Genomic DNA, 23,655 nt, shown 5'->3' with positions numbered 1-23,655 from the left:
GCTGTGAGCCGTGGACCTATCCGAGATCCGGATGGAAAATGCGTTCGGCCGCGTTCCGAAGGGTGGTGCTGCTGTCCGGATCCTCGACATGGAGCGCGAAGGCCAACTCGCCGGTATTCGCGAGCAGCCAGCCCTGCCCGCCAGCGGTGCTGAAATATCCGCCGCCGCCGATCAGCCCGCGCAGTTGGTCGACCAGCGCGGCGGGCAGCGGACTCGATTCGGTTGAAGTCCTTGCCGGACGGCCGATTTCGATCATGGGCGGGGTGATACGGCCATTGGCGATGGCGGCGGTGAGGATGGCCATGCCGTACGGGCTGGCCTGGATTTCGCTCGTCCGGCCGCCGCGTCGGACCTCTTCGGTGCCAGGGGCCGGTATTCGCGAACTCACCTTGCCCAGACCGGTCAGCTCGAAATCGAGGCCGAGTCCGAGCGTGCGGGCGGCCTGGCTGATCTCGTCGAGCGATACGTTCTGCGCCGGTTTGTGCGCGATGGTGGCCGCGGCCGTGCGCAGTAGTTCGGTAATGCCGCCGATCGGGGCGAGCCCGGCGAAGGCCACCGGGTCGTTCGTGCTGGCCGCATTGTTCTCGGCGGCGGCGACAACGGCTCCGGTCGCGGGTCGGATCGCGACGACTGCCGCCGGATTCCCGAGATAATTGACCGCGTCCTGGGCGGCGCGTTGCCAGTACGGATCCAGAGTGGAGGCCACATCCGGCGCCGGTGTGCCCTGCTGTCCGGCGATATTGGCGACCGGAAGTCCGTCGGGTCCGGATAGCTGCACCGCCCAGCCCGCCGTCCTGTCCCGGTTGTCCTGCCACACCGTGCGCAGCGCGTCGAGCATGGGGGATTGGATTCGGCGGTCGGCGGAGATCAGCCGCGGCTTCGGCTGCACCACCACCCCGGGAATCGGCGTGATGTCCGGTTCGAGAACCAAGAAGTCGTCCTGCCGCAGATTCACCGCGACGACCGGTTGACCTTTGGCGGCGGCGAGTTGCGCGCGCAAGGCCTCCCCGGTGATCAGCGGGGCGATCGGTTCGATGGCTTTGGCCAGCGCATCGGTGCTGGCGACCGGATCGGTGATGCGGGCGGGCTCGAGCCGGACCACAGCGATGATCTGCTCGGTCATCATTGTTTGGCCGAGAGCGTCCTTCACCACGGGTGGCGGCGTCGGGTAGGCCTTAACCAGGTTGACCTTGCGGGTGTTGTCCAGTTGCGGCATGGCGATGGTCGGCTCCCAGGAGATGCGCCATCCGGTCGCCAACTTTCGCACCGTGCCCTGCGCGTCGTATGTCCAGTTGCGATCGGGTCCGAATCTCCACGCACCCTGCAGTGCGAAGATTCCCTCCGCGGTATCCAATGCGATGAATTGCGATAGCCGGAAGTCCGGAGCACCGGGGCCGAGCCCTTCGAATATCTGGTGCAGCGATGCGGCGGCATTGGCCGGTTGGGTGGTCAATTTCGCGGCTTTATCCGCGTCCCGCTTGTTCAGCAGTTCGGTGAATTCTTCGACCGCGGCCCGCGCGCCATCCGGATACTCCTCGAACGAACAGGCGCAGCCGCTCAGCGCCACCGCGAGAATCAGTGCGCCGAGCACAGCCGACCAACGTGTGCGACTCAGGTGCGGCCCGACGCCATGACCCGGGGGAATGCTCATCGGGATCCTCGATTCTCGAGTTCAACCGCGATTGATGGTCGTCAGCATCCGATAGCGCAGCGCAATGGTCTTCGAGGCTATCCCGCGAATTCGGCAGCTATCCATTCGATAAATCGGATAGCCGCCGAATTGCGATGGACTCGAGATATGTCCTTATGTTGGCTCCCCGCAACAAAGTTCGAGCCGACCAGGGGACCTCGGCCGATGGTCGAGGTCCCCGTCGGATCACGACTGCGGCGGTGGGCTGAAGACGCCGAAGTCGTTACCGGAGGTGTCGCGGATGTGCGCGAAGACGAGGCCGTCCTTGCCGGTGACCGGTGGGACCGACACCTTTCCGCCCAACTTTTCGGCGGCGGCGACTGTGGCCGCCACGTCCGGTACCAGTACGAAGAAGGTCGCGTGGTTGGCCGAGGCGTCGGGGGTGTGCGAGATGCCGCCGCTGGGTGCTTCGCTCGCGGGGTAGCTGATCAAGTCGTAGCCGTCGGCATTCGGATCCGCGCCGAAGCTCCAGCCGAACAGTTCGCCGTAGAACTTCTCGACCTCCTGCGGTTTATCGCTGCCGACCTGGAACCAGGCAACCGTGTTGAAAGGGGGAGTGCTCACCGTGTCGTCTCCTCGGGATCGGGTATCAGTGTCTTGCCCGATCACGATCACCCGGCGCGGCGACAACCCCCTGTCGGTGTTTCTTCGTCTCACAGCGCGACGGTGCGGAGTTCACAATCCTTCGGAATATCCGTCGGGTCGAGCGGGCGCGGCGACATCGGGGCATCGGTCATGGTCACCGCGCGGATGCGGTCCAGCCGAAAGCAGCGCGACTCCGCACGCAACCGGCACCACGCGATGAGATACCAGCCGTGCGAGCCATTGAGGAATGCCGTCGGCTCCACCTCCCGATCGCTGACCGCGCCGAAGCGGTCCGAATAGCTGAGGCGCAGCACCCGTCCCGCCTCGATCGCCTGCCCGATGACCGACGGAATCGCTGGGACGGGTTGCGCATCAACCGGCTCCAGTAATTGGACGCGCGCGGCGAGGTCGCGGGCGGCAGCCGCATTGCGCTCCGACATCACGCCGAGAATCTTGCGCAAGGCACTGCGCCCGGCCTGGTCGAAGGGTGTCGCCTCGTTGCGCGCCAAGGCGACGGCGAGTGCGACCGCCTCGGCCGCGGTGAAGTTGAGCGGCGGCAGCGACATGCTCTTCTCCAAGGCGTACCCACCGCGCCTGCCGACATCCGCGTAGATCGGAATACTCGCCTGCTGCAGAGCGGCGATATCGCGCTCGATCGTTCGAACGCTCACCTCATAACGCCGCGCCAACTCACGCGCGGTCCGCATCCGCGGCGCCACCGCGCGCAACTCCTCGACGATCGCATACAGCCGATCCGTACGGTTCACGCCGCCACGCTAGCGCCGACCACCGACATGAAACGGCCGCCCGAATTGTCTTGGCGGGATGCGGGTATCGGTTGTGGGTGTCGCATAACCAGTGAGCGCCGTGCCCGGGTGTCACTGGATATGCGACCGCTCGGTTCAGCGCTTGGGCGAGACCAGCATCGGTTCGTGTAGGTCGAAGTATTCGACTTCGCCCATGAGTTCGTTTTCCTCCTCGAACAGGGCGCGCAGATCGTCTGGAATCTCCAGCTTTTCGTGGGCGCGGGCCTCGGCTTCGGAGGTGAAGTACACGGCCTCGACATACCCGTCGCTGCCATAGGTCGCCAATGTGCCGCCGAGGATTTCGGGGCGCAATTCGTGGATGCGCTCGGTGCCTTCGGCGAGCAGTTCGCGCATGCGCCGAGGATTTCGGGTATGGCCCTCCATGACCTGGACGAACCCGGCCTGATCCGAGCCACCGCCCAGCCACTGTGTCACCTCGGGGCAATCCATGAACTGCACCGGTCCGTCGAAACACTGCTCGGTCTCGGCCCACCACCGGCCCTGCTCCGGACGCTGGCTATTGCGCCGCGCCGCTTCTTCGGATTCGAACCTCGCCAATGCGATGAACGTCCCGTCATTGCACAACCCGCTGGTCGTCCCGAGATAGCCGACCGCTCCCGGCTGCAATTCCTCGATCCACCGATCCATACACCGACGCAGCCGATCGGCGTCGGCAACCTTTCCCTGAATAACTTGGATGAACATCGAGTCCTCCTAGTCGCGGAGGGACCACTCCGCTGTGTAGCGAGGCTGACGCGTCGTGGTCCACCGAGGGGTTCGCACCGCCCGGCCCGCGAACGCGGCCACCGCACAGCTAATAGTTCGCTACGGCGCAGCCGTGCGCAAGACCGGAAGGAGTCAGCGTGCTTCGGCGCGGTTCGTCAGGAAGGTTTGGACCAGTTGATTGACGGTGTCGGGAACCTCGGCGGCGGCGAGGTGCGCGGCATCCTCGATAATCACCAGCTCAGCGCCGGGAATGGACCGAGCCATGGTCTCGAGTTCGGGTACCGGGAAGGTGCGATCCTCGCGGCCGCCGACGACCAGTGTGGGGCAGGTGATCGTGGCGAAGCGGTCGCGTTGATCCGGGCGTTCGCTCACTACCGAACGGACGGCATGAGCGACCGATTTCGGATCGTTGCGGCGCGAGGTTTCCAGGACCCGGCGCAGGACATCCGGGCGCGTGCTTTCGGTGGTCGGTCCGAGGAAGGCACTCACTACCGAGCGAGTGAGCGGCGGGCGGATGCCGCGCAGGATTCGGACGATGACCAGCAGCGCGGCGTACTCCAGTTTCTGACGGGTCGGAGCCGGTGAGGCCGTACCGTTCATCAAGACGGCGGATCGGACGCGGTCCGGAAATTCGGCGGCCAGGGTGCCGCCGATCATCGCGCCCCACGAGTTTCCGATGAAGTGGGTCCGCTCGAGTTCGAGGTGGTCGAGGATGTCGACCACACAGCCCGCGCACTCGTCGAAGGTGAAGCCGCGGGTGAGCGGGCTGGATTTCCCGTGGCCGGGCGGGTCCACCGCAATGGTCAGGTAATTCTCGGCGAAGTGGGCGACCTGAGCGTCCCAGAGACCGGCGTCCATGAGCAGACTGGGCCACAAAACGAGGGGGTCGCCGTGCCCGGTTGTGACGACGTGCAGGGTGCCGAGCCGAGTCGGGATGTATAGATCCGTGCTGTCCATGGGTTCCTTCAACGGAGGGCAAGCGCGAGGAAGAAATCGACGCGATCTTCGAGGCGGGACAGGTCGCGGCCGGTCAGTTCCTCGATGCGTTGGATACGGTAGCGCAAAGTATTCACGTGAACATGAAGTAACTCAGCGCATTTGGTCCACGAGCCGGAGACCTGGAGGAAGGTTTCCAAGGTGTGCACCAGGTCAGCGCGGTTTTCCTGGTCGTAGCTGCTCAGCGGGTCGAGCAGGCGCAGGCGGAACATGCGGCGGACTTCGTCGGGGACGCTGGCCAGCAGGAGCATATGGGTGGCCAGTTCGTCGTGGCCGACGACGCTGGTCGGGGTGGGGCGGTCGGCGGCCAGGCGGCGGGCGTAGCGGGCCTCTTCGACGGCGCCGCGCAGGCCTTCGCCGTCGACGATGCCGCTGACACCGATCGATAGGTGAGCGTCTTGTAGTCCCGGCTCCAAAGCGATTACGGCACGGTGGATTTCGCTGAGTATCGAACTGTCGGCGGGGATGAGTGCGATGACTTCTCCGTCGACCACTCCTGCGGCAGGCCTTTTGCCATAGAGAATTTCGCGGAGCAGGACGCGTAATTCACCGGGGCGCAACGCATCTGCGCCGGCTGCCACCGCGATATAGGTTTCGGCGGGGCCGAGACCGGTCAGTTCCAGGCGGGAAATAATTTCGGCCGGTTTAGCATCGGAGACGATCAGTTCGATGAGTTCCTGGGCGAGGCGGCCCTCGGCGCTCTGGCGATCGTCGAGCCGAGCGCGTTCGAGTGATACCACGGCGGCGAGTTCGCCGGTCAGCGCGCGGCGTTCTTCCGGCCAGTCCTTGAAGTCGCCTTCGAAGACCAGGAACCAGTCGGCAGCGCGTGAGGTGCTGTGCTCGTCGACGGCGAACAGCGAATAGCGCGCCTTGTCCCGGACCAGCACGTGGGGGAGGCGGCGAGCGTTCAGGAAAGCGGCCGTGACCTCGACCGGCGGTGGCGAAGCTGGTCCGGCTACCACCCGTCCGGTGGACGCTACGACCCAGCAGCGCATTCCCAGATCGCGTTCGATCAGCTCCAGCACCGAGCCCAGCCCGGTACCGGAGACGAGTTGCCGGTGGCGGTCGAGGATGGCGGTCAGGTCGGCGGCGCGCCCGGTGGACAGATTGCGGGTCAATGTCTCGGTGACGTGGGCGAACGCTACGTCCTCGCGGACACGGAACAGTGGTATCCGATGCCGCTGACAGGCCTCGACAACGTCGGGCGGTGCGCCGCCGTATCGGGCGTCACCAGCGGCGAGTCCGGCGACTCCGGCTTGGGCCAGGGCGCGCACGAAGGTCTCGCTGTCCTCCGGCGAAAGCCGCCATTGCAGCCCGGTCAGCACCAGTTCACCGCCGGAGAGGTAGCGACTCGGGTCGAGCATGTCGGTCGTCACTACCCAGCGCACGAACCGGTCGAGCTCTTCCTCGCCGGTGACGAGCTCGAGACCGAGATTCATGGTCAGAAGTGATCTAAGTCGCACAGTTGCCGAGGCTAACAGTCCAGGTCGCGCCCATCCGGCGCCGCTTTGGATATTCACACAAATGAGCCCGTGTGAACTGTCGCACACTTCGGATTTCTGGGTCCTAGCAGCGCAGATGACCGGCGGGTGTACTTACTCCCAGCACAGAACAAGCTCGATGGGAGATCGGATGTCCGGTGAGATCGGATGGCTCAACTCGCTGCCTCCGGACCAGGCCGAGGCGGAACTGCTGACCTGCTGCGCCTCACATGTCTGGGCGCAGAAGGTGGCGGCGCACCGGCCCTACGTGGACAGCACGAGTCTGATGGCCGCCGCGGTCGCCGGGGTACGTGAACTGAGTTGGCCCGATATCGAGGAGGCGCTGTCGGCGCATCCGCGCATCGGCGACCGCGCGAAGGCGGGCACACACGAGCGTGAGGCCGAGTGGTCCGCCGGTGAGCAGTCCGGAACGGCGAACGCCGACCAGCAGACACTCGATGACATCGCGGCCGGCAACCTGGCCTATGAGCAGCGGTTCGGACACGTCTTCCTGATCCGCGCCGCGGGCCGCTCCGCCGAGCAGATCCGCGCCGAACTGCGCAGGCGCCTGGCGAATACCGCCGAGGGTGAACGGATCGCGACGCAACGCGAACTCGCCGACATCACCCGGCTGCGTATCCGAAAGCTGTTGGAGGACAGGTGAGTCTGTCCACGCATGTGCTCGATGCGGCATCCGGTCGCCCGGCGGCGGGGCTGCCGGTGCGGTTGGAGAAGGCCGACGGCACCGTGCTCGCCGAGCGCCGCACCGACGACGACGGGCGCATCAAAGATCTGCCCGCCCCCGAAATCGGTGTCCACCGTTTGATTTTCGAAACCGGTGACCTCAGTCCGTTCTACCCGTCGGTGACCATCGACTTCCGCGTCACCGACCCAGCCGAGCACTACCACGTGCCGCTGTTGCTCAGTCCCTATTCCTACTCGACCTACCGAGGTAGCTGAACCATGTCGATCAAGCTCGGGCCGAATAGATACGGCAAAGCGGAGAACCGGGTCGTCCGGGTGACGAAAACCGGTGGCGTCCACGAGATCCGGGATCTGAACGTCGGTGTGGCGTTGTCCGGCGATATGGACGAGGTCCACCTGACCGGTGACAACGCGACGGTCCTGCCGACCGACACTCAGAAGAACACGGTATTCGCCTTCGCCAAGGAACATGGCATCACCTCGCCGGAAGCGTTCGGTCTTTTGTTGGCACGGCATTTCGTCGATTCCCAGCCGCCCATCCACCACGCGCGGGTCTCCTTGGAGGAGTACGCCTGGGAGCGCATCGTGGTCGGCCCCGGTGACAAGCAGTATTCGTTCGTGCGCTCCGGCCAGGAGACGCGCACCTCGCGGGTGCACTACGACGGCGAAAATGCCTGGGTGGTATCGGGTTTGACGGGTCTGGTGGTGCTGAACTCCACCGGCTCGGAATTCCACGGCTACATCAAGGACAAGTACACGACGCTGCAGGAGGCCTACGACCGGGTCCTGGCCACCGAGGTCAATGCGGAGTGGCGTTTCGCGAGCGAACCGGGGGACTGGGACAAGGCATACCGCGAGGTCCGCGGTGCGCTGCTCGAGGCATTCGCCGATACCTACAGCTACTCGCTGCAGCAGACGCTCTATGCCATGGGCGACCGGGTGATCAGCGCGGTCCCGGAGGTTTGCGAGGTCCGGCTGTCGCTGCCCAATAAGCACCACTTCGTGGTGGACCTGTCCGGCTTCGGACTGGCGAACGACAACGAAGTGTTCTTCGCCGCCGACCGCCCCTACGGCCTGATCGAGGGCACCGTACTCACCGAGGACGCCCCCGCGCCCGGACCGGCCTGGGAGTGACGATGGATTTCCTACGACCCGATACCTGGGCCGAGGCGCTCGAGCTCAAGGCCGCGAATCCGGAGGCCAAGCCCATCCAGGGCGGCACCGATGTCATGGTCGAGATGAACTTCGACCACGGCCGTCCGGTGGCATTGCTCGACCTGAACCGCTGTCGCGACCTGTTCGAATACTCGACCGAGCCCGACGGCCGGATCCGGATCGGCGCGGGTGTCCCGTACGTGCGCATCATCAACCGGCTCACCCACCAGCTGCCCGGTCTGGCCCAGGCCTCGCGCACGGTCGGCTCGCCGCAGATCCGCAATCGCGGCACCGTCGGCGGCAATCTCGGTGGTGCGTCCCCGGCCGGAGACGCCCACCCCGCACTGCTGGCGGGCAATGCGGTGATCGAGGTGGAGTCGGCCGCGCGCGGCACCCGCCTGATCCCGATCGACGACTTCTACGTGTGGGTGAAGAAGAACGCCCTCGAGCCCGACGAGCTGATCCGCGCCATCCTGATCGATCCCGCGACCGGGCCGCAGTACTTCTCCAAGGTCGGCACCCGCAATGCCATGGTCATCGCGGTCTGCGCATTCTCGATCGCACTGCATCCCGAAACCCGCACGGTCGGCACCGGCATCGGATCCGCCGGACCGACGCCACTGCGCGCGACACCGGCCGAGCAATTCCTCGCCGATGCGCTGGACTGGGATGACCCGGCTCCGTTGCCGTTCGATGTCGCCCGCGAATTCGGTGAGCTGGTGTCGGCTGCCGCCAAGCCGATCGATGACGTCCGCGGCACCGCCGAATACCGCAAACATGCCCTGACGGTGCTGGCCCGCCGCACCCTGTCCTGGGCCTGGACGGACTACCTAGCAGAAAGAAGGAGGGCAGCCTGATGCGTGTGACCTTCGACGTGAACGGGTCGCAAGAGACCGTCGACGATGTGTGGGAGGGCGAGAGCCTGCTGTACATGCTGCGCGAGCGCATGGGCCTGCCCGGCTCCAAGAACGCCTGCGAACAAGGCGAATGCGGTTCGTGCACAGTCTATTTGGACGGCACACCGGTGTGTTCCTGCCTGGTGGCCGCGGGTCAGGTGCAGGATCGCTCGGTGCGCACCGTCGAGGGCTTGGCCAACGGTCCGAAACTCGATCCGATGCAGCAGGCGTTCGTCGAGGCCGGTGCGGTCCAATGTGGTTTCTGCACACCGGGTCTCATCGTGCAGGCGCACGATCTCATCGAACGCAATCCCGATCCCTCCGATGTGGAGATCCGCGAGGCGCTCGCCGGAAACCTCTGCCGCTGTACGGGATACGAGAAGATCCTCGACGCGGTGCGACTGGCCGCGGCACGTAAGGCGGGCCGATGAAGACTCTCATCGAGAACGCCTACATCGCGCCGGTCGTCGGTGACGAGATCGCGTCCGGATATATCGTCATCTCCGAAGGCCGCATCGAAGCCCTCGGTGCGGGACCGGCCCCGATCGTGCCGGGTGCCGAAAAGATCGACGGCACCGGCTGTCTGGTGACCCCGGGCCTGGTCAACACCCATCACCACCTCTACCAGTGGGCGAGCCAGGGTCTGTTCCAGGATTCCACCCTGTTCGAATGGCTCACCGGTCTCTACCGCACCTGGGCGCGCATGGACGCCGATGTCGTCTACGGCGCGGCCGCCGCCGGTCTGGGCTGGCTCGCGCTGACCGGCTGCACCACCAGCAGCGACCACCACTACATCTTCCCCAAGGGCCGCGGCGATCTGTTCGAGGCCGAGGTGCGGGCGGCGAGTGAGATCGGCCTGCGCTTCCACCCGTGCCGCGGTTCCATGGATCGCGGACAGAAGGACGGCGGCCTGCCGCCGGACGAGGTGGTCGAAAGTCGCGACGAAATCCTCGCCCACACCGCCGAAGTCATCGACAAATACCACGATCCCTCGTTCGACTCGATGCTGCGGGTCGCCGTCGCGCCCTGCTCCCCGTTCTCGGTGAGCGAGGGGCTGATGATCGATTCCGCGACGCTGGCGCGCGCCAAAGGTGTTCGGCTGCATACCCATCTCGCCGAAACGCTCGACGAGGAAGAGCACTGCATCGAGCAGATGGGCTGTACCCCGGTCGAGTACATGGAAAAGCTCGGCTGGCTCGGTGAGGACGTCTGGTTCGCGCACGCGGTGCATCTGCACGACGCCGATATCCGCCGATTCGCCGAAACCGGTAGCGGCTCGGCGCATTGCCCGAGCTCCAACGCCCGCCTCGGTGCCGGTATCGCCCGCGTCAGCGATCTGGTGGCCGCCGGTGCGCCGGTCGGCCTCGGCGTGGACGGCGCGGCCTCGAGCGAGTTGACCTCGATGGCCGGGGAAATGCGTCAGGCCATGCTGTTTCAGCGCGCAGTCAACGGTCCGACCGCCTTCACGGCGCGTCAGGCGCTCGAGATCGGCACCCTCGGTGGCGCCCGTAATCTCGGCCGCCACAACGAGATCGGCAGTATCGAACCCGGCAAACTCGCCGACCTCGCCATTTGGCGGGTCGACGGCTTCCGCTCGGCGATCGAGGATCCGGTCTGCTCCTTGGTTTTCGGACCGACACCGCCACTGGCCCGGCTGCTCGTCGGCGGGCGCACCGTCGTGGAAAACGACGAATTGCGCACCGTGGCACAGGATGTCGTCGGCCGCGCCGGTGTCGCGGCCCGTAAACGGCTGATGCGACAGGAGGCATGATGACCGTCCCACGGACCACCCGCTTCCCCGAAGAGGTTGCCGCACCGGGTAAGGGCGGCGTCGGGGAGAGCCCGCTGCGCCCCGACGGCACGTTGAAGGTCAAGGGCGAGTTCGCCTACGCCTCCGATCTCTGGATGGACGGCATGCTCTGGGGTGCGACCCTGCGCAGCCCGCATCCGCGCGCGATCATCCGCGGTATCGATGTCGCGCCCGCACTGGCCATGACCGGTGTGCATGCGGTGCTCACCCATGAGGATGTGCCCGGCCGCAAGATGTACGGGCTCGACCACACCTGGGATCAGCCGGTGCTGGCCATCGGCGAGGTGCGCCACCACGGTGAGCCCATCGCCCTGGTCGCCGCCGACCATCCCGAGATCGCTCGGCGCGCCCTCGACGCCATCGACATCGATTGGGAGGTACTGGAACCCATTACCGACCCGATGGCGGTGCTCTCGGCCCCGAAACGGCTCGCGGTGCAGGAACGCGGCGGCATCGCCCGGCACCAGCCGGTGCGCGTCGGCGATATCACCGTGGGCCGTGCGCTGGCCACCGTGGTGGTCACCGAGGAATACGAGGTAGGCATTCAGGACCAGGCGTTCCTCGGCCCCGAATCCGGCCTGGTGATTCCGGCCGAGGACGGCGGGCTCGATTTCTACGTCGCCACCCAGTGGATGCACAACGATCTGTCCCAGATCGGCCCGTGCCTCGGCCTGGCCGACGACCAGATCCGCATGACCATGGCCGGTGTCGGCGGTGCCTTCGGTGGCCGCGAGGACCTGTCCATGCAGATCCACGCGGGCATGCTGGCCATGCACACCGGCAAGCCGATCAAGATGATGTACAACCGCGAGGAGTCGTTCTTCGGGCACGTGCACCGGCACCCGGCGAAGATGCTCTACGAATACGGTGCCAATGAGGTCGGAAAGCTCACCTACGCGAAGGTTCTCATCGTTCTCGACGGCGGCGCGTACACCTCGGCAACGCTGAATGTCACCGGTAATGCGTCCTCGCTCGCGGTGGGGCCGTACGAGATTCCGCATATCGAGATCGACGCCTACGGTGTCTACACCAATAATCCGCCGTGCGGTGCGATGCGCGGATTCGGCGCGGTGCAGGCCTGTTTCGCCCACGAGTCGATGATGGACAAGGTCGCCGAGGCGTTGGATCTGGATCCGGTGCACGTGCGCCAGATCAATGCGGTGTCCCAGGGGTCCAAGCTGGCGACCGGTCAGGTGTTGCACGCGCCGACGCCGATGGCCGAAATGCTCGGGCAGCTGCGGGATATGCCGATGCCTCCGGAGCTGGACGCCTCGGACATCCGGAATCTGCCCGGCGGCGCATCGCAGACCACACACGGCGAGGGAGTGGTGCGTGGTGTCGGCTACGGCGTCGGCATCAAGAACATCTGCTTCTCCGAAGCCTTCGACGACTACTCGACCGCCCGGGTGCGGTTGGAAGTTATAGCGGGAGAACCGGTTGCACTGGTGCACACGGCGGCCGCCGAGGTCGGCCAGGGACTGGTGACGGTCGAGGCGCAGATCGCGCGCACCGAGCTCGGTATCGAACGGGTCACCATTCATCCGGCCGACAACCAGGTCGGCGACTCCGGTTCGTCATCTGCCTCTCGGCAGACCTATATGACCGGTGGCGCGGTGAAGGCCGCCTGTGAAGCAGTGCGCCAGCGCGTACTCGCCTCGGCCCAGGCAAAGTTCGGTGCCTCGTCGGGCCTGCGACTGGTCGGCGGCAAGGTGGTTTCGCGCACGGGGGAGGTGCTCGCGGCGATCGTCGATGTCCTGGATGAGGGGGTTATCGAAGAGACCCGCGAGTACCATCACCGGCCGACCACCGGCATGGATCCCGTTACGGGACAAGGCAATAGCCACACCCAGCTGGCGCTGTGCGTACACCGCGCGGTGGTGGATGTGGACACAGACCTCGGCCTGGTCAAGGTCGTCTCCCTGGACGCGGTCCAGGACGTGGGCAAGATCATGAACCGGCTGTCCCTGGAGGGCCAGATCCACGGCGGCTCCGTACAGGGGCTCGGCCTGGCGGTCATGGAGGAAATCCAGGTAAAAGACGGTAAGGTGCGCAACCCGTCCTTCACCGACTACCTGATCCCGACGATTCTCGATACGCCGTCACAGCGGCTGGAGATTCTCGAGAATGCCGATCCGCACGCCCCCTACGGGCTGCGCGGCGCCGGAGAGCCGCCCACGCTCTCCTCTACCCCCGCGATCGCCGCGGCGATCCGTGACGCCTGCCGATCACGGGGTGGAAACGTGCACATCAACCGAGTGCCGGTGCGACCGGAAGACATCATCCGGAGCAGTTGATCAACAGGGGCAGCCGGTTCGAGTGGACCGGACAGACTCCACAACAGCAGTACCCGAACCGTGCGGTCCGGCCCGAGTCCGAAAGGACAGCCGCCGGACCGTAGGTCGGCTACGCCCCGAGGAGGGCACGCCAATGACCCAGATTCAGACCAAGCCGAGCACACCAGAGGCGGTAGCAGGAAGGTCTGCGCTCGACCGGTTCTTCCGGCTGAGCGAACGCCGAACCACCGTTTCCCGCGAAATCCGGGGCGGTATCACCACTTTCGTCGCCATGGCCTACGTCATCCTATTGGTGCCGCTGATACTGGGCGGTGTCGCGGATGTCAACGGTGACAAACTGAGCATCGCTCAACTCACCACGGCCACCGCGTTTTCCGCGGGACTCAGCACCATCCTGATGGGCGTCGCAGGCAACGTTCCGCTCGCGCTCGCCGCCGGACTCGGTGTGGTTCCGGTGGTCGCCTTCCAGGCGGCGCCGCATATGACCTGGCCGCAGACCATGGGTTTGGTCGTGCTGATGGGTGTGATCATCGTGGTGCTTGCCGCGACCGGACTGCGGACGATGATCATCAATGCCATTCCGCTCGGTCTCAAGAATGCGATCGGCGTCGGGATCGGCATGTTCATCGCGATGATCGGACTGGTCTCGGCCGGGGTGGTCGGGCACGGCGCGCAGACCGGCCCGCCGGTCACTCTCGGGGCGGGTGGTCACCTATCCGGTTGGCCCGTGGTGATTTTCGCGGTCGGCCTGCTGGTGATGCTGGCACTGTTCATCCGCAAAGTACCCGGTGCGATTCTGATCAGCATCGCCATCTCGACGGTGCTCGCCATTATCGTCAACGCACTGGCCGAGATCGACCCGCAGACCTGGGGGCCGGTCGTGCCGGAGAAACCGCAGGGATTCTTCGCCGCACCCGATTTCGGGCTTGCCTTGAATATCGACCTGTTCGGCGGATTCGCCGAGGCGGGCGGGCTGGTCGCGGGCGTCGTGCTGTTCACTCTGGTGTTGACCGGGTTCTTCGATGCCATGGGAACGGTTTTCGGCGTGTGCGACGAGGCCGGACTGCTCGATGAGAAGGGCACCATGCCGGGTATCGGCAAGGTCCTGACCATCGACGGTATCTCCCAAGTCATCGGCGGTGTCAGCGGCGGTGCCGGAAATACCGTGTACGTCGAATCCGCGACGGGTGTCGGTGAGGGCGCCCGCACCGGATTGACCAGCCTGGTGACCGGTGGATTGTTCTGCGTCGCAGTATTTTTCACCCCGCTCGCGGCCGTGGTGCCGATCCAGGCCGCCGCACCGGCGCTGGTGATCGTCGGTGCGCTGATGATGACCCAGGCCCGCAAGATCGATTGGAACGATCTCGAGGTGGCGGTACCCGCCTTCCTGACGATCGTGTTGATGCCGTTCACCTACTCCATCACCAACGGTGTCGGCGCGGGCCTGATCGCGTACGTGGTGATCAAGCTGGCGCGCGGCAAATTCCGTGAAATCCATTGGCTGATCGGGGTGGTGAGCCTCGTGTTCGCCGGTTACTTCGGCATCTCGGCCATCGAACTACTCCTGGGCGGATAGCACCATGCGCGACCTCACGGCAGAACTTCGGAAATGGCATGCGGCGGAGAAGGATTACGCCGTGGCCACCGTCATCGACGTCACCGGAAGCGCCCCTCGGCCGCCCGGTGCGGCGCTGGCGGTCGACGCCGACGGCATTGTCATCGGAAGCATTTCCGGTGGCTGTGTCGAGGGCGCGGTTTACGAACTCTGCCGTGCGGTCCTGCGCACCGGACAGCCGGTGCGCGAAATCTTCGGATACAGCGATGATGACGCCTTCAGGGTCGGTCTGACCTGCGGTGGCAAACTGGAGGTCTTCGTCCAGCGGATCACCGCGGTGCAGCAGGTCGCCATCGAGGCAATCCTGCGCACCGACGAGGCGGTGGCACTGGTTCGGGATCTGAGCAGCGGTGCGGCGATGGCGGTCGGGTCCTGGTGGACCGTCGGCGCCCCCTTCGACGAGGTCGTCGTGGCCGAGGCCAGGGCGATGCTCGATACCGGCGCGACCGGTGTGCGCGAGATCGGCTGCGGTGCCGGTGCAGTCACCGTTTTCGTGGAATCGTACGTACCCCCGCCGCGCATGATCGTCTTCGGCGCAATAGATTTCGCGGCCGCCGTGACCAGGATCGGCCGCTTCCTCGGATATCACGTCACCGTCTGCGATGCCCGCCCGGTGTTCGCCACGCGTGCGCGTTTTCCGGATGCCGACGAGATCGTCGTGCAGTGGCCGGACCGCTATCTCGCACGTACACAGGTCGATTCGCGCACCGTGCTGTGTGTGCTCACCCATGACGCCAAATTCGATATCCCGCTGCTCGAGGTGGCGCTGCGCCTGCCGGTGGCCTATGTGGGCGCGATGGGTTCCCGTCGCACCCACGAGGACCGCATGGCCGGATTGCGCGCTGCCGGTCTGACGGAATCCGAACTGGCCCAATTGCATTCGCCGATCGGACTGGACCTGGGCGCCCGGACGGCGGAGGAGACGGCAGTCTCCATCGCCGCTGAGATCGTCGCGGTCCGCCGCAGCGGCTCGGCCCAACCGCTCACCACCACCGGCGGACCGATCCACCGGGACCTGCTCCCGGTCTGGTGAGCCGCGCACCCCGCCGTGCATCCGTACACCCGGTACGCGGGGCGCGCGGTTTCGACGCCGATTCAGCGGCTGGAGCATCCTACGAAATCGACTTCGGGATATCCGAGCGGCTTCGGGTTAATCGCCGCTATTCCGACACCGCGGTCGGCCCACATAATTGACGAAATTGCGAACAAAGGATTCACCGAATGCCGTTGATATTTCTGAATGGTTCCGCCATGCGTGGCGAACCGCTGAATCATCTGCTCGACGGCGTGCCTTTCGCCGGTGCAGCGAAAACCGCGCCGCGCTACCGTTTCTATTCGGTCGGCGATCGGTTCCCGGGTCTGGATCCGGTCGCCGATGGCGGCGATTCGATCGCCGGTGAACTCTTCGACATCCCGATGGAAGTGCTGCGACGGCGGCTGCTGCCTGCCGAACCACCCGAACTCGAACTCGGCGCGATCGAACTCGACGACGGCCGCTCGGTCCTGTCGATGCTGCTGCGCCGCGCGCCCACCTCGTATCCGGAGCTGATCGATATCACCGCAATCGGCAGCTGGAAGAAATACCGTCAAGGAGCTGAATGAGTAATCAGGCCGGGGGCATCGCCTTCCCGAAATTCGATGTCAATTGCTCGATCCTGTTCACCGATCTCCCGCTGCTGGAACGCCCCGCCGCGGCGAAGCAGGCCGGATTCGACGCGGTCGAATTCTGGTGGCCGTTCGGCGATAATCCGACGCCGGGCGATAAAGAGATCGACGCGTTCGTGCGCGCGATCCGCGATGCCGGTGTGGCATTGGTCGGTCTGAACTTCATCGACCTGATCCCGGCGGGTGGCCGTGGTCTGGTCTCGGTGCCGAGTGAGGTCACCCGGTTCCGCGACAATATCGATGTCGCCGTCGGCATCGCCGAGGAGACCGGCTGCCGCGCGCTGAATGCCCTCTACGGCAACCGCGTCGAGGGCGAAAGTCCGGAGAAACAGGACGAACTCGCGCTGGAGAACCTGAGCCTCGCCGCACAGGCGGCCGGTGCCATCGGTGCCACGGTCTTGCTCGAGGCGCTCAATTCCTTCGAGTCGCCGGATTATCCGATCGTGAGCGCCGCACACGCCGTGCAGATCATCGAGCAGACCGATGCGCCCAACGTGCGGTTCCTCTGCGACCTCTACCACTTGGCCCGCATGGGCGAGGGTCTGCACTCGGTGATCCGCACGCACGCGGCGCATCTGGGCCACGTCCAGATCGCCGACAACCCGGGCCGCGGCCGACCGGGCACCGGCGAACTCGATTTCGCCGCGCTCTTCGAAACGCTGGCCGAGAGCGGCTACGACGGCTGGATCGGCCTCGAATACAAAGACCCCGAGCTGGATTGGAAGTGGATGAAATGAATGAAGCATCGCGTAGCGATTCCGTGAGGGGTGGCGGTCGGGCGACGGGTGGGCGCAGGATCGGGTTTATCGGCCTGGGGATCATGGGCAGCCCGATGGCGGGTCACCTTGTCGCCGCCGGGCACGAGGTGACCGGTTACGACATCGGCCCGACCGGACTCGAGAAGCTGAAGGCGGCGGGTGGTTCGGCAGCGTCCGGTGTCGCGGAAGCGGTGCGGGACAAGGACATCGTGGTCACGATGCTGCCGCAGGACCAGCACGTCGAGGCGGTCTTCGCCGATGTGCTGCTGCACGCCGCCCCCGGCACGCTGTACATCGACTTCTCCACCATCACGCCCAAGACCGCGCGCTGGACCGCCGAGCGAGGCGCCGAGAAGAACCTGCGGGTGCTCGACGCCCCGGTCTCCGGCGGTGAGCCGGGCGCGATCAATGCCGCGCTGTCGATCATGGTCGGTGGCAACGAGGCCGACTTCGCCGCGGCCACACCGATTTTCCAGGCGGTCGGCAAGACCTTCGCGCTGGTGGGGCCGAACGGCGCCGGTCAGGTGGTCAAGGCCGCCAACCAGCTCGTCGTCGGCGGCACCTACGCCCTGGTCGCCGAGGCCATCCTGCTGATGGAGAACCTGGGCGCGGATGCCGAGCAGGGCCTGGATGTGCTGGCGGGCGGGCTCGCGGGCAGCAAGATCCTCGAACTCAAGCGCGCGTCCATGCTGAAGCGAGACTTCAAGCCCGGCTTCCGAATCGACTTACACCACAAGGATATGGGCATCATCCTGCAGGCCGCCCGCGACGCCGAGGTGTCGATCCCGATGGGTGCGCTGACCGCGCAGCTGATCGCCGCCGCCCGCGCGATGGGGCACGGCGCACTGGACCACTCGGGTCTGCTGAAGGTGACCGAGGCGCTGTCGGGCCGGGAGAACTGACCATGGCACGCATGCGCACCGTGGACGCCGCGGTTCTGATTCTCGAAAAAGAAGGCGCGACACAGGCATTCGGCTTGCCGGGCGCCGCGATCAATCCCTTCTACAGCGCGATGCGCGCACACGGCGGAATCAAGCACGTGCTGGCCCGCCACGTCGAGGCCGCCTCGCATATGGCCGAGGGCTACACCAGGGCGGCAGCGGGCAATATCGGCATCTGCATCGGAACGTCGGGGCCCGCGGGCACCGATATGATCACCGGCCTGTATTCCGCCAGCGCGGATTCGATTCCGATCCTGTGCATCACCGGTCAGGCGCCGGTGGCCAAGCTGCACAAGGAGGACTTCCAGGCCGTCGATATCGCCGCCATCGCCGCACCGGTGAGCAAGTGGGCGGTGACGGTGCTCGAGCCCGCACAGGTACCGGGAACCTTCCAGAAGGCCTTCCGGTTGATGCGGGAGGGTCGGCCGGGTCCGGTCCTGATCGATCTGCCGATCGATGTCCAGCTCGCCGAAATCGAGTTCGATATCGAGACTTACGAGCCGCTGGAGGTGCACCGTCCGGCCGCGACTCGGGCGCAGGCGGTCAAGGCCATCGAGATGTTGAATGCGGCACAACGGCCGCTGATCGTCGCGGGCGGCGGCATCGTGAATGCCGACGCCGCGGCGCTGCTGGTCGAATTCGCCGAACTCACCGGTGTGCCGGTGGTGCCGACCCTGATGGGCTGGGGCACGATTCCCGATGATCACGCGCTGCACGCGGGCATGGTCGGATTGCAGACCTCGCACCGGTACGGCAATGCCACCCTGCTCGAATCCGATTTCGTGCTCGGCATCGGAAACCGTTGGGCCAACCGGCATACCGGCGGTGTGGACACCTACACCAAGGACCGCACCTTCGTACATGTCGATATCGAGCCGACCCAGATCGGTCGGGTATTCGCACCGGACTACGGCATCACCTCCGACGCGGGTGCCGCACTGCGCGTCTTCGTCGAGGTCGCGCGCGAACTCGACGCGGCCGGACAGCTGCCCGATCGCAGTGTGTGGGCCGAGCAGTGCCGCAACCGGAAACAGGTGGGGCTGCGCAAGACGCACTTCGACGATATGCCGATCAAGCCGCAGCGCGTCTACGAGGAGATGAACAAGGCATTCGGGCCCGAGGTGCGCTATGTCAGCACGATCGGTCTGTCCCAGATCCAGGCGGCGCAGCTGCTGCACGTCTACCGACCGCGGCACTGGATCAACGCGGGACAGGCCGGGCCGCTGGGCTGGACCGTGCCCGCGGCCATCGGTGTCGCGACGGCCGATCCCGAAGCCACCGTCGTTGCGCTCTCGGGTGACTACGATTTCCAGTTCCTCATCGAGGAATTGGCCGTCGGCGCGCAGTTCAATATCCCGTACATCCATGTGGTGGTGAACAATTCGTACCTGGGCCTGATCCGTCAGGCGCAGCGCGCATTCGATATGGACTACTACGTGCAGCTCGCCTTCGACAATATCAACAGTCCGGAGCTCGCGGGTTACGGCGTCGACCATGTCAAGGTCGCGGAAGGCTTGGGCTGCAAGGCGATTCGGGTATTCGATCCGGCATGGATCGGATCGGCCCTCGATGAGGCGAAGAAGCTGGTGACCGAATTCCGGGTGCCGGTGATCGTGGAGGTCATCCTCGAACGGGTGACGAATGTGTCGATGGGACTCGAGATCGACAATATCGTCGAATTCGAGGAACTCGCGCAGTCCGCGGCCGACGTCCCGACCGCGACCGCGCGACTGGACTGAGCATGACTCGAGTCCTGATCGCGTCCGACAAGTTCAAGGGGTCATTGACCGCCGCACAGGTCGGTGCCGCTGTCCGCGCCGGTATCCATCGCGTCCGGCCCGGTGCCGAGGTGTCGGTGGTGCCGATCGCGGACGGCGGGGACGGCACCGTCGCCGCCGTATCGGCCGCGGGTTTCGAGGCGGTCCCGGTGACCGCATCCGGACCCACCGGCGAACCGGTGTGCCCGGCGTATGCCCGCCGCGACGATATCGCCGTCGTGGAACTGGCGGACGCATCCGGGCTCGTGCGGCTACCCGGTGGGGAGTTCGCACCGATGACGGCCACCAGCCGCGGTACCGGCGAGGTGATCGCCGCGGCAATCGATGCGGGCTGCCGCCGGGTGGTGCTCGGCATCGGTGGCAGTGCGGGTACCGATGGCGGTGCCGGGCTGCTCGCGGCGCTCGGTGCGCGGCTGCTCGCCGCCGACGGGACCGAAATCGGTGATGGCGGTGCGGCATTGGCTCGACTCCACACCATCGACCTGGAGCCGGTGTGGGAACGCCTGGCCGGTGTCGAGATCACCGTCGCATGCGATGTCGACAATCCACTCACCGGTCCGCGCGGTGCGGCCGCCGTCTACGGCCCGCAAAAGGGAGCCGACGGTGACCAAGTGGCGGAACTGGATTCGGCGCTCACCCATTGGGCGGATTGTGTTGCGGCCGCGACCGGCAACGATCTGCGCGATCGTCCGGGTGCCGGTGCGGCGGGCGGCGTCGGGTTCGCGGCCGTCTCGGTGCTCGGTGCTCGGCTGCGTCCCGGGATCGAATTGGTTTTGGAGCTGGTCGGTTTCGCTGAACGGGTGGCCGATGCGGATCTGGTGGTGACCGGGGAGGGCATGCTCGACGAGCAGACCCTGTATGGCAAGGCACCGGCTGGTGTCGCCACAGCCGCGGGGTCCGCGGGCGTGCCGGTGGTGGCCGTTTGTGGCCGGAACACGCTGCCCGCCAAGCGATTGCATGACGCCGGGTTTTCCGCCGCATACGCCCTGGCCGAGATCGAACCCGATATCGCGCGCTGCTTCGCGGAGGGCGAACTGCTGCTCGAGCAATTGGGTATGCGGATCGCTGCGGAACATCTGCCGCCGCAGCCCCCGACGTACCCGCCCACTGCCAGGCACCGGGAGATTTCGATGATTTCCGACGGGGTTGTGTGATGCGGGAGAACTTCGAGATCGAGCCGATCTCACCGGTCCCCGCACACCTGGACCTGGTGATCCGTGCGGAGCGGATTATCGGGACGGCGGGGGAGACCGTCGGCTCGATCGGTGTGCGCGACGGCCGGATCGTGGCGATCGAGCCGCTGGACTCCGCCCTGACCGCGAAAACGGTCGTCGAACTGGCCGCCGATGAGGTGCTGCTGCCGGGTGTTGTGGATGCGCACGTGCACGTCAACGATCCCGGCCGCACCGAATGGGAGGGCTTCCCGAGCGCGACGAAGGCGGCCGCGGCGGGCGGTGTCACCACCATTATCGATATGCCGCTCAACAGCATTCCACCGACCTGCGATCTCGCGGCACTCGAGGTGAAGCGCAAGACCGCCCAGGATCGGGTGCACGTCGATGTCGGATTCTGGGGCGGCGCGATCCCCGGAAATGTGGCAGATCTGCGGCAGCTCCAAGACGCCGGTGTATTCGGATTCAAATGCTTTCTGCTGCACTCCGGCGTCGACGAATTCCCGGCACTGGACGCCGCCCAGCTGGAACAGGCCATGCGGGAGATCCGCTCGTTCGACGGCCTGCTCATCGTGCACGCCGAGGACGCGCACGCGATCGAACACGCGCCGATTCCCCAGGGCGACAAGTACTCCGGCTTCCTGCGCTCGCGCCCGCGCGGCGCGGAGAACTTGGCCGTCGCCCAGGTGATCGAACTGGCCAGATGGACCGGCTGCCGCGTGCACATTCTGCACGTGTCGAGTTCGGATGTACTGCCGATGATCGCTTCGGCCCGCCGCGACGGCGTCCGGATCACCGCCGAGACCTGCCCGCACTACCTGTCCTTCGCATCGGAGGAAATTCCGGACGGTGCAACGCAATTCAAATGCTGTCCGCCGATCCGCGAGAGCGGCAATCGCGAATTGCTCTGGGAAGGGTTGCGCGATGGCACCATCGATATGGTGGTCTCGGACCACTCGCCATCGACCGCCGACCTGAAGTGCTTCGACACCGGCGACTTCGCCCGGGCTTGGGGCGGCATTTCCTCACTGCAGCTCGGACTCTCGGCCGTCTGGACCGAGGCGCGACTGCGCGGATTCACCCTGGTGGATATCGCTCGATGGATGAGCCGGGCGCCCGCCGAACACGCGGGCCTGCGCCGCAAGGGCGCCATCGAGGTCGGCTACGACGCGGATTTCTGTGTCTTCGCACCCGATGACGCCTTCGTCGTCGACGTGCATCGCCTGCACCACAAGAACGCCGTCACGCCGTACGCGGCCCGCCCACTCGCGGGCGCGGTCCGCAGTACTTGGTTGCGCGGCAACCGAATCGATCTCGATAACGAGCCGCAGGGGCGGCTCCTGGCCCGAGGAGAAGTATGACCGATCAATCCGCCCCCGCCTTCACTCGACTGCCCGATCTCGCCTCCCGCGCGCTCGCGGGCAGCGTGATCTACGCCAATGACGAGTTGTTCGCCGAGCGGGAGAACCTGATCCGGCCCGGCCGTGCGGTGTTCAGCACCGAGGACTTCGGCCACAAGGGCAAGACCTACGACGGCTGGGAAACGCGGCGGCGTCGCGAAACCGGCAATGACTACGCGGTTGTCCGGCTCGGTGTGCCCGGCCGGGTGCACGGTGTCGTCATCGACACCTCCTGGTTCATCGGCAATTTCCCGCCCTTCGCCTCGGTCGAGGCCACGAGTGTGGAGGGGCAGCCGTCCCCGGCCGAACTCCAGCAGGCGGAATGGGTGACCTTGGTCGCGAAGTCGGATATCGCGGGCAATACCGACAACTTCTTCGAGGTCACCGACGCGCGCCGCTTCACCCACATCCGGCTCTCGATCTACCCGGACGGTGGCGTTGCCCGCTTCCGCGTCCACGGCGTCCCGCTGCCGGATCCGCGTTTCCTCAGTGGCACAGTCGATCTCGCCGCTCTCGAACACGGCGGCGATGTGGTCGACTGCTCGAATATGTTCTTCTCCGCGCCGACAAATATTCTGCTGCCCGGCCGGTCACGGCAGATGGATGAAGGCTGGGAGGGTGCGCGCCGCCGCGATGCGGGCAATGATCACGTCACGGTGCGGCTGGGTGCGCGCGGGACGATTCGGCGCGTGGAGATCGACACCTCGAATTATGTCGGCAATGCGCCGGGTTGGGCGGTGCTGCGCGGGGCGGATACCGATTCCGGTGCGGACCTGGATGATCCGTCGTCGTGGACCGAAATGCTGCCGCGCACTCGGCTGCAGCCGGATGCTCGTCACTTCTTCCGGATCGGAGCCGGTGCGCCGGTCACCCATGTCCGGCTCGATGTATACCCCGACGGCGGGGTGGCCCGGTTGCGGGTGCACGGCGAGATCGATCCGCAGACCTTGGTCGGCAACACCGTCGCCTGGCTCGCAGCCCTGCCCGACGCACATGCGCTCGAGGTACTCACCACAGATGGCGGGCTGTCCCATGACGAAGCGCGGAAGCTGATGGCGCAACGCCCCTTTGCGAGCGCCGACGCGGTGCCGCCGGCCGTGATCGACGCGCTGCTCGCGTTGTAATCGCTGGTCGGACGGACAATCGGCGCCCCGCCGGTTGCCCGCCCGACCGGCTTGGTCC

22 protein-coding genes are annotated in these 23,655 nt (G+C 66.0%); 16 read left to right on the top strand and 6 right to left on the bottom strand.

Going from position 1 to position 23,655, the window contains the following annotated elements:
• Positions 1-16: 16 nt before the first annotated feature.
• From ACQP1T_RS24670 to ACQP1T_RS24645, 6 genes are all read right to left on the bottom strand, one after another.
• Positions 17-1,651, bottom strand: coding sequence for an NTF2-like N-terminal transpeptidase domain-containing protein (locus ACQP1T_RS24670; RefSeq protein ID WP_433755426.1), 1,635 nt, complete (start codon positions 1,649-1,651; stop codon positions 17-19).
• A 225-nt stretch (positions 1,652-1,876) separates the two neighbouring features.
• Positions 1,877-2,254 (bottom strand): VOC family protein, encoded by a 378-nt coding sequence (locus tag ACQP1T_RS24665; protein ID WP_433755425.1) that lies wholly within the window; start codon positions 2,252-2,254, stop codon positions 1,877-1,879.
• An 89-nt stretch (positions 2,255-2,343) separates the two neighbouring features.
• Positions 2,344-3,042, bottom strand: coding sequence for a helix-turn-helix transcriptional regulator (locus tag ACQP1T_RS24660; protein WP_433755424.1), 699 nt, complete (start codon positions 3,040-3,042; stop codon positions 2,344-2,346).
• A 135-nt stretch (positions 3,043-3,177) separates the two neighbouring features.
• Positions 3,178-3,786: a hypothetical protein gene (locus ACQP1T_RS24655; RefSeq protein WP_062987314.1), complete on the bottom strand. Its 609-nt coding sequence runs from the start codon at positions 3,784-3,786 to the stop codon at positions 3,178-3,180.
• A gap of 153 nt (positions 3,787-3,939) precedes the next feature.
• A complete protein-coding gene (locus tag ACQP1T_RS24650) occupies positions 3,940-4,764 on the bottom strand; it encodes an alpha/beta fold hydrolase (protein ID WP_433755423.1) in 825 nt (274 codons plus the stop codon).
• A gap of 8 nt (positions 4,765-4,772) precedes the next feature.
• The gene (locus ACQP1T_RS24645) at positions 4,773-6,323 is read right to left on the bottom strand and encodes a PucR family transcriptional regulator (protein ID WP_433755422.1); all 1,551 of its coding nucleotides are present in this window, start codon (positions 6,321-6,323) and stop codon (positions 4,773-4,775) included.
• Between the two features lie 112 nt (positions 6,324-6,435).
• On the opposite strand from ACQP1T_RS24645, the gene uraD reads away from it, so the two are divergent.
• From uraD to alc, 16 genes are all read left to right on the top strand, one after another.
• Positions 6,436-6,948 carry a 2-oxo-4-hydroxy-4-carboxy-5-ureidoimidazoline decarboxylase gene (uraD, locus tag ACQP1T_RS24640; RefSeq protein WP_433755421.1) on the top strand — a complete coding sequence of 171 codons (513 nt, stop codon included), beginning with the start codon at positions 6,436-6,438 and terminating at the stop codon, positions 6,946-6,948.
• Positions 6,945-7,244, top strand: a complete 300-nt coding sequence (uraH, locus tag ACQP1T_RS24635) for a hydroxyisourate hydrolase (protein ID WP_433755420.1) — start codon at positions 6,945-6,947, stop codon at positions 7,242-7,244. Before uraD ends, uraH begins: the two co-directional genes overlap by 4 nt.
• Before the next feature lie 3 nt (positions 7,245-7,247).
• Positions 7,248-8,123 carry a factor-independent urate hydroxylase gene (gene pucL, locus ACQP1T_RS24630; RefSeq protein WP_433755419.1) on the top strand — a complete coding sequence of 292 codons (876 nt, stop codon included), beginning with the start codon at positions 7,248-7,250 and terminating at the stop codon, positions 8,121-8,123.
• 2 nt (positions 8,124-8,125) lie between these two features.
• A complete protein-coding gene (locus ACQP1T_RS24625; protein ID WP_433755418.1) occupies positions 8,126-9,001 on the top strand; it encodes an FAD binding domain-containing protein in 876 nt (291 codons plus the stop codon).
• Positions 9,001-9,471 carry a (2Fe-2S)-binding protein gene (locus ACQP1T_RS24620; RefSeq protein WP_433755417.1) on the top strand — a complete coding sequence of 157 codons (471 nt, stop codon included), beginning with the start codon at positions 9,001-9,003 and terminating at the stop codon, positions 9,469-9,471. Before ACQP1T_RS24625 ends, ACQP1T_RS24620 begins: the two co-directional genes overlap by 1 nt.
• Positions 9,468-10,811, top strand: a complete 1,344-nt coding sequence (locus ACQP1T_RS24615; protein ID WP_433755416.1) for an 8-oxoguanine deaminase — start codon at positions 9,468-9,470, stop codon at positions 10,809-10,811. Before ACQP1T_RS24620 ends, ACQP1T_RS24615 begins: the two co-directional genes overlap by 4 nt.
• Positions 10,808-13,144: a xanthine dehydrogenase family protein molybdopterin-binding subunit gene (locus ACQP1T_RS24610; RefSeq protein ID WP_433755415.1), complete on the top strand. Its 2,337-nt coding sequence runs from the start codon at positions 10,808-10,810 to the stop codon at positions 13,142-13,144. The genes ACQP1T_RS24615 and ACQP1T_RS24610 overlap by 4 nt, the downstream gene beginning before the upstream one ends.
• A 133-nt stretch (positions 13,145-13,277) precedes the next feature.
• Positions 13,278-14,720 carry an NCS2 family permease gene (locus ACQP1T_RS24605; protein WP_433755413.1) on the top strand — a complete coding sequence of 481 codons (1,443 nt, stop codon included), beginning with the start codon at positions 13,278-13,280 and terminating at the stop codon, positions 14,718-14,720.
• Between the two features lie 4 nt (positions 14,721-14,724).
• Positions 14,725-15,792, top strand: a complete 1,068-nt coding sequence (locus tag ACQP1T_RS24600) for an XdhC family protein (protein WP_433755412.1) — start codon at positions 14,725-14,727, stop codon at positions 15,790-15,792.
• Between the two features lie 188 nt (positions 15,793-15,980).
• Positions 15,981-16,361 carry an allophanate hydrolase-related protein gene (locus ACQP1T_RS24595; protein ID WP_433755411.1) on the top strand — a complete coding sequence of 127 codons (381 nt, stop codon included), beginning with the start codon at positions 15,981-15,983 and terminating at the stop codon, positions 16,359-16,361.
• Complete coding sequence (locus ACQP1T_RS24590; protein WP_433755410.1) at positions 16,358-17,161, top strand: hydroxypyruvate isomerase family protein; 804 nt, start codon at positions 16,358-16,360, stop codon at positions 17,159-17,161. Before ACQP1T_RS24595 ends, ACQP1T_RS24590 begins: the two co-directional genes overlap by 4 nt.
• On the top strand, positions 17,158-18,084 hold the full coding sequence (locus ACQP1T_RS24585) for an NAD(P)-dependent oxidoreductase (protein WP_433755409.1): 927 nt from the start codon (positions 17,158-17,160) through the stop codon (positions 18,082-18,084). Before ACQP1T_RS24590 ends, ACQP1T_RS24585 begins: the two co-directional genes overlap by 4 nt.
• Before the next feature lie 2 nt (positions 18,085-18,086).
• Entirely contained in the window at positions 18,087-19,862 is a 1,776-nt protein-coding gene (gene gcl / locus ACQP1T_RS24580) for a glyoxylate carboligase (protein WP_433755408.1), read from the top strand.
• 2 nt (positions 19,863-19,864) lie between these two features.
• Positions 19,865-21,055: a glycerate kinase gene (locus ACQP1T_RS24575; RefSeq protein WP_433755407.1), complete on the top strand. Its 1,191-nt coding sequence runs from the start codon at positions 19,865-19,867 to the stop codon at positions 21,053-21,055.
• Positions 21,055-22,434 (top strand): allantoinase AllB, encoded by a 1,380-nt coding sequence (gene allB, locus ACQP1T_RS24570; protein ID WP_433755406.1) that lies wholly within the window; start codon positions 21,055-21,057, stop codon positions 22,432-22,434. Before ACQP1T_RS24575 ends, allB begins: the two co-directional genes overlap by 1 nt.
• Complete coding sequence (gene alc / locus ACQP1T_RS24565; protein WP_433755405.1) at positions 22,431-23,597, top strand: allantoicase; 1,167 nt, start codon at positions 22,431-22,433, stop codon at positions 23,595-23,597. The genes allB and alc overlap by 4 nt, the downstream gene beginning before the upstream one ends.
• Positions 23,598-23,655: the final 58 nt, after the last annotated feature.

The organism is Nocardia sp. CA-135398, from assembly GCF_050955845.1.
Classification (GTDB): Bacteria; Actinomycetota; Actinomycetes; order Mycobacteriales; family Mycobacteriaceae; genus Nocardia.
This window is presented reverse-complemented; position numbering and strand designations above follow the sequence as displayed.

What these genes read in the sequence shown, in the direction of transcription:
- gcl (WP_433755408.1), top strand. Translation starts at nt 18,087, where the DNA reads ATGGCACGCATGCGCACCGTGGACGCCGCGGTTCTGATTCTCGAAAAA.
- allB (WP_433755406.1), top strand. Translation starts at nt 21,055, where the DNA reads ATGCGGGAGAACTTCGAGATCGAGCCGATCTCACCGGTCCCCGCACAC.
- alc (WP_433755405.1), top strand. Translation starts at nt 22,431, where the DNA reads ATGACCGATCAATCCGCCCCCGCCTTCACTCGACTGCCCGATCTCGCC.
- ACQP1T_RS24620 (WP_433755417.1), top strand. Translation starts at nt 9,001, where the DNA reads ATGCGTGTGACCTTCGACGTGAACGGGTCGCAAGAGACCGTCGACGAT.
- ACQP1T_RS24615 (WP_433755416.1), top strand. Translation starts at nt 9,468, where the DNA reads ATGAAGACTCTCATCGAGAACGCCTACATCGCGCCGGTCGTCGGTGAC.
- ACQP1T_RS24575 (WP_433755407.1), top strand. Translation starts at nt 19,865, where the DNA reads ATGACTCGAGTCCTGATCGCGTCCGACAAGTTCAAGGGGTCATTGACC.
- ACQP1T_RS24585 (WP_433755409.1), top strand. Translation starts at nt 17,158, where the DNA reads ATGAATGAAGCATCGCGTAGCGATTCCGTGAGGGGTGGCGGTCGGGCG.
- uraD (WP_433755421.1), top strand. Translation starts at nt 6,436, where the DNA reads ATGTCCGGTGAGATCGGATGGCTCAACTCGCTGCCTCCGGACCAGGCC.
- ACQP1T_RS24650 (WP_433755423.1), bottom strand. Translation starts at nt 4,764, where the DNA reads ATGGACAGCACGGATCTATACATCCCGACTCGGCTCGGCACCCTGCAC.
- ACQP1T_RS24655 (WP_062987314.1), bottom strand. Translation starts at nt 3,786, where the DNA reads ATGTTCATCCAAGTTATTCAGGGAAAGGTTGCCGACGCCGATCGGCTG.
- ACQP1T_RS24600 (WP_433755412.1), top strand. Translation starts at nt 14,725, where the DNA reads ATGCGCGACCTCACGGCAGAACTTCGGAAATGGCATGCGGCGGAGAAG.
- ACQP1T_RS24625 (WP_433755418.1), top strand. Translation starts at nt 8,126, where the DNA reads ATGGATTTCCTACGACCCGATACCTGGGCCGAGGCGCTCGAGCTCAAG.
- ACQP1T_RS24590 (WP_433755410.1), top strand. Translation starts at nt 16,358, where the DNA reads ATGAGTAATCAGGCCGGGGGCATCGCCTTCCCGAAATTCGATGTCAAT.
- ACQP1T_RS24595 (WP_433755411.1), top strand. Translation starts at nt 15,981, where the DNA reads ATGCCGTTGATATTTCTGAATGGTTCCGCCATGCGTGGCGAACCGCTG.
- ACQP1T_RS24670 (WP_433755426.1), bottom strand. Translation starts at nt 1,651, where the DNA reads ATGAGCATTCCCCCGGGTCATGGCGTCGGGCCGCACCTGAGTCGCACA.
- pucL (WP_433755419.1), top strand. Translation starts at nt 7,248, where the DNA reads ATGTCGATCAAGCTCGGGCCGAATAGATACGGCAAAGCGGAGAACCGG.
- ACQP1T_RS24605 (WP_433755413.1), top strand. Translation starts at nt 13,278, where the DNA reads ATGACCCAGATTCAGACCAAGCCGAGCACACCAGAGGCGGTAGCAGGA.
- ACQP1T_RS24610 (WP_433755415.1), top strand. Translation starts at nt 10,808, where the DNA reads ATGATGACCGTCCCACGGACCACCCGCTTCCCCGAAGAGGTTGCCGCA.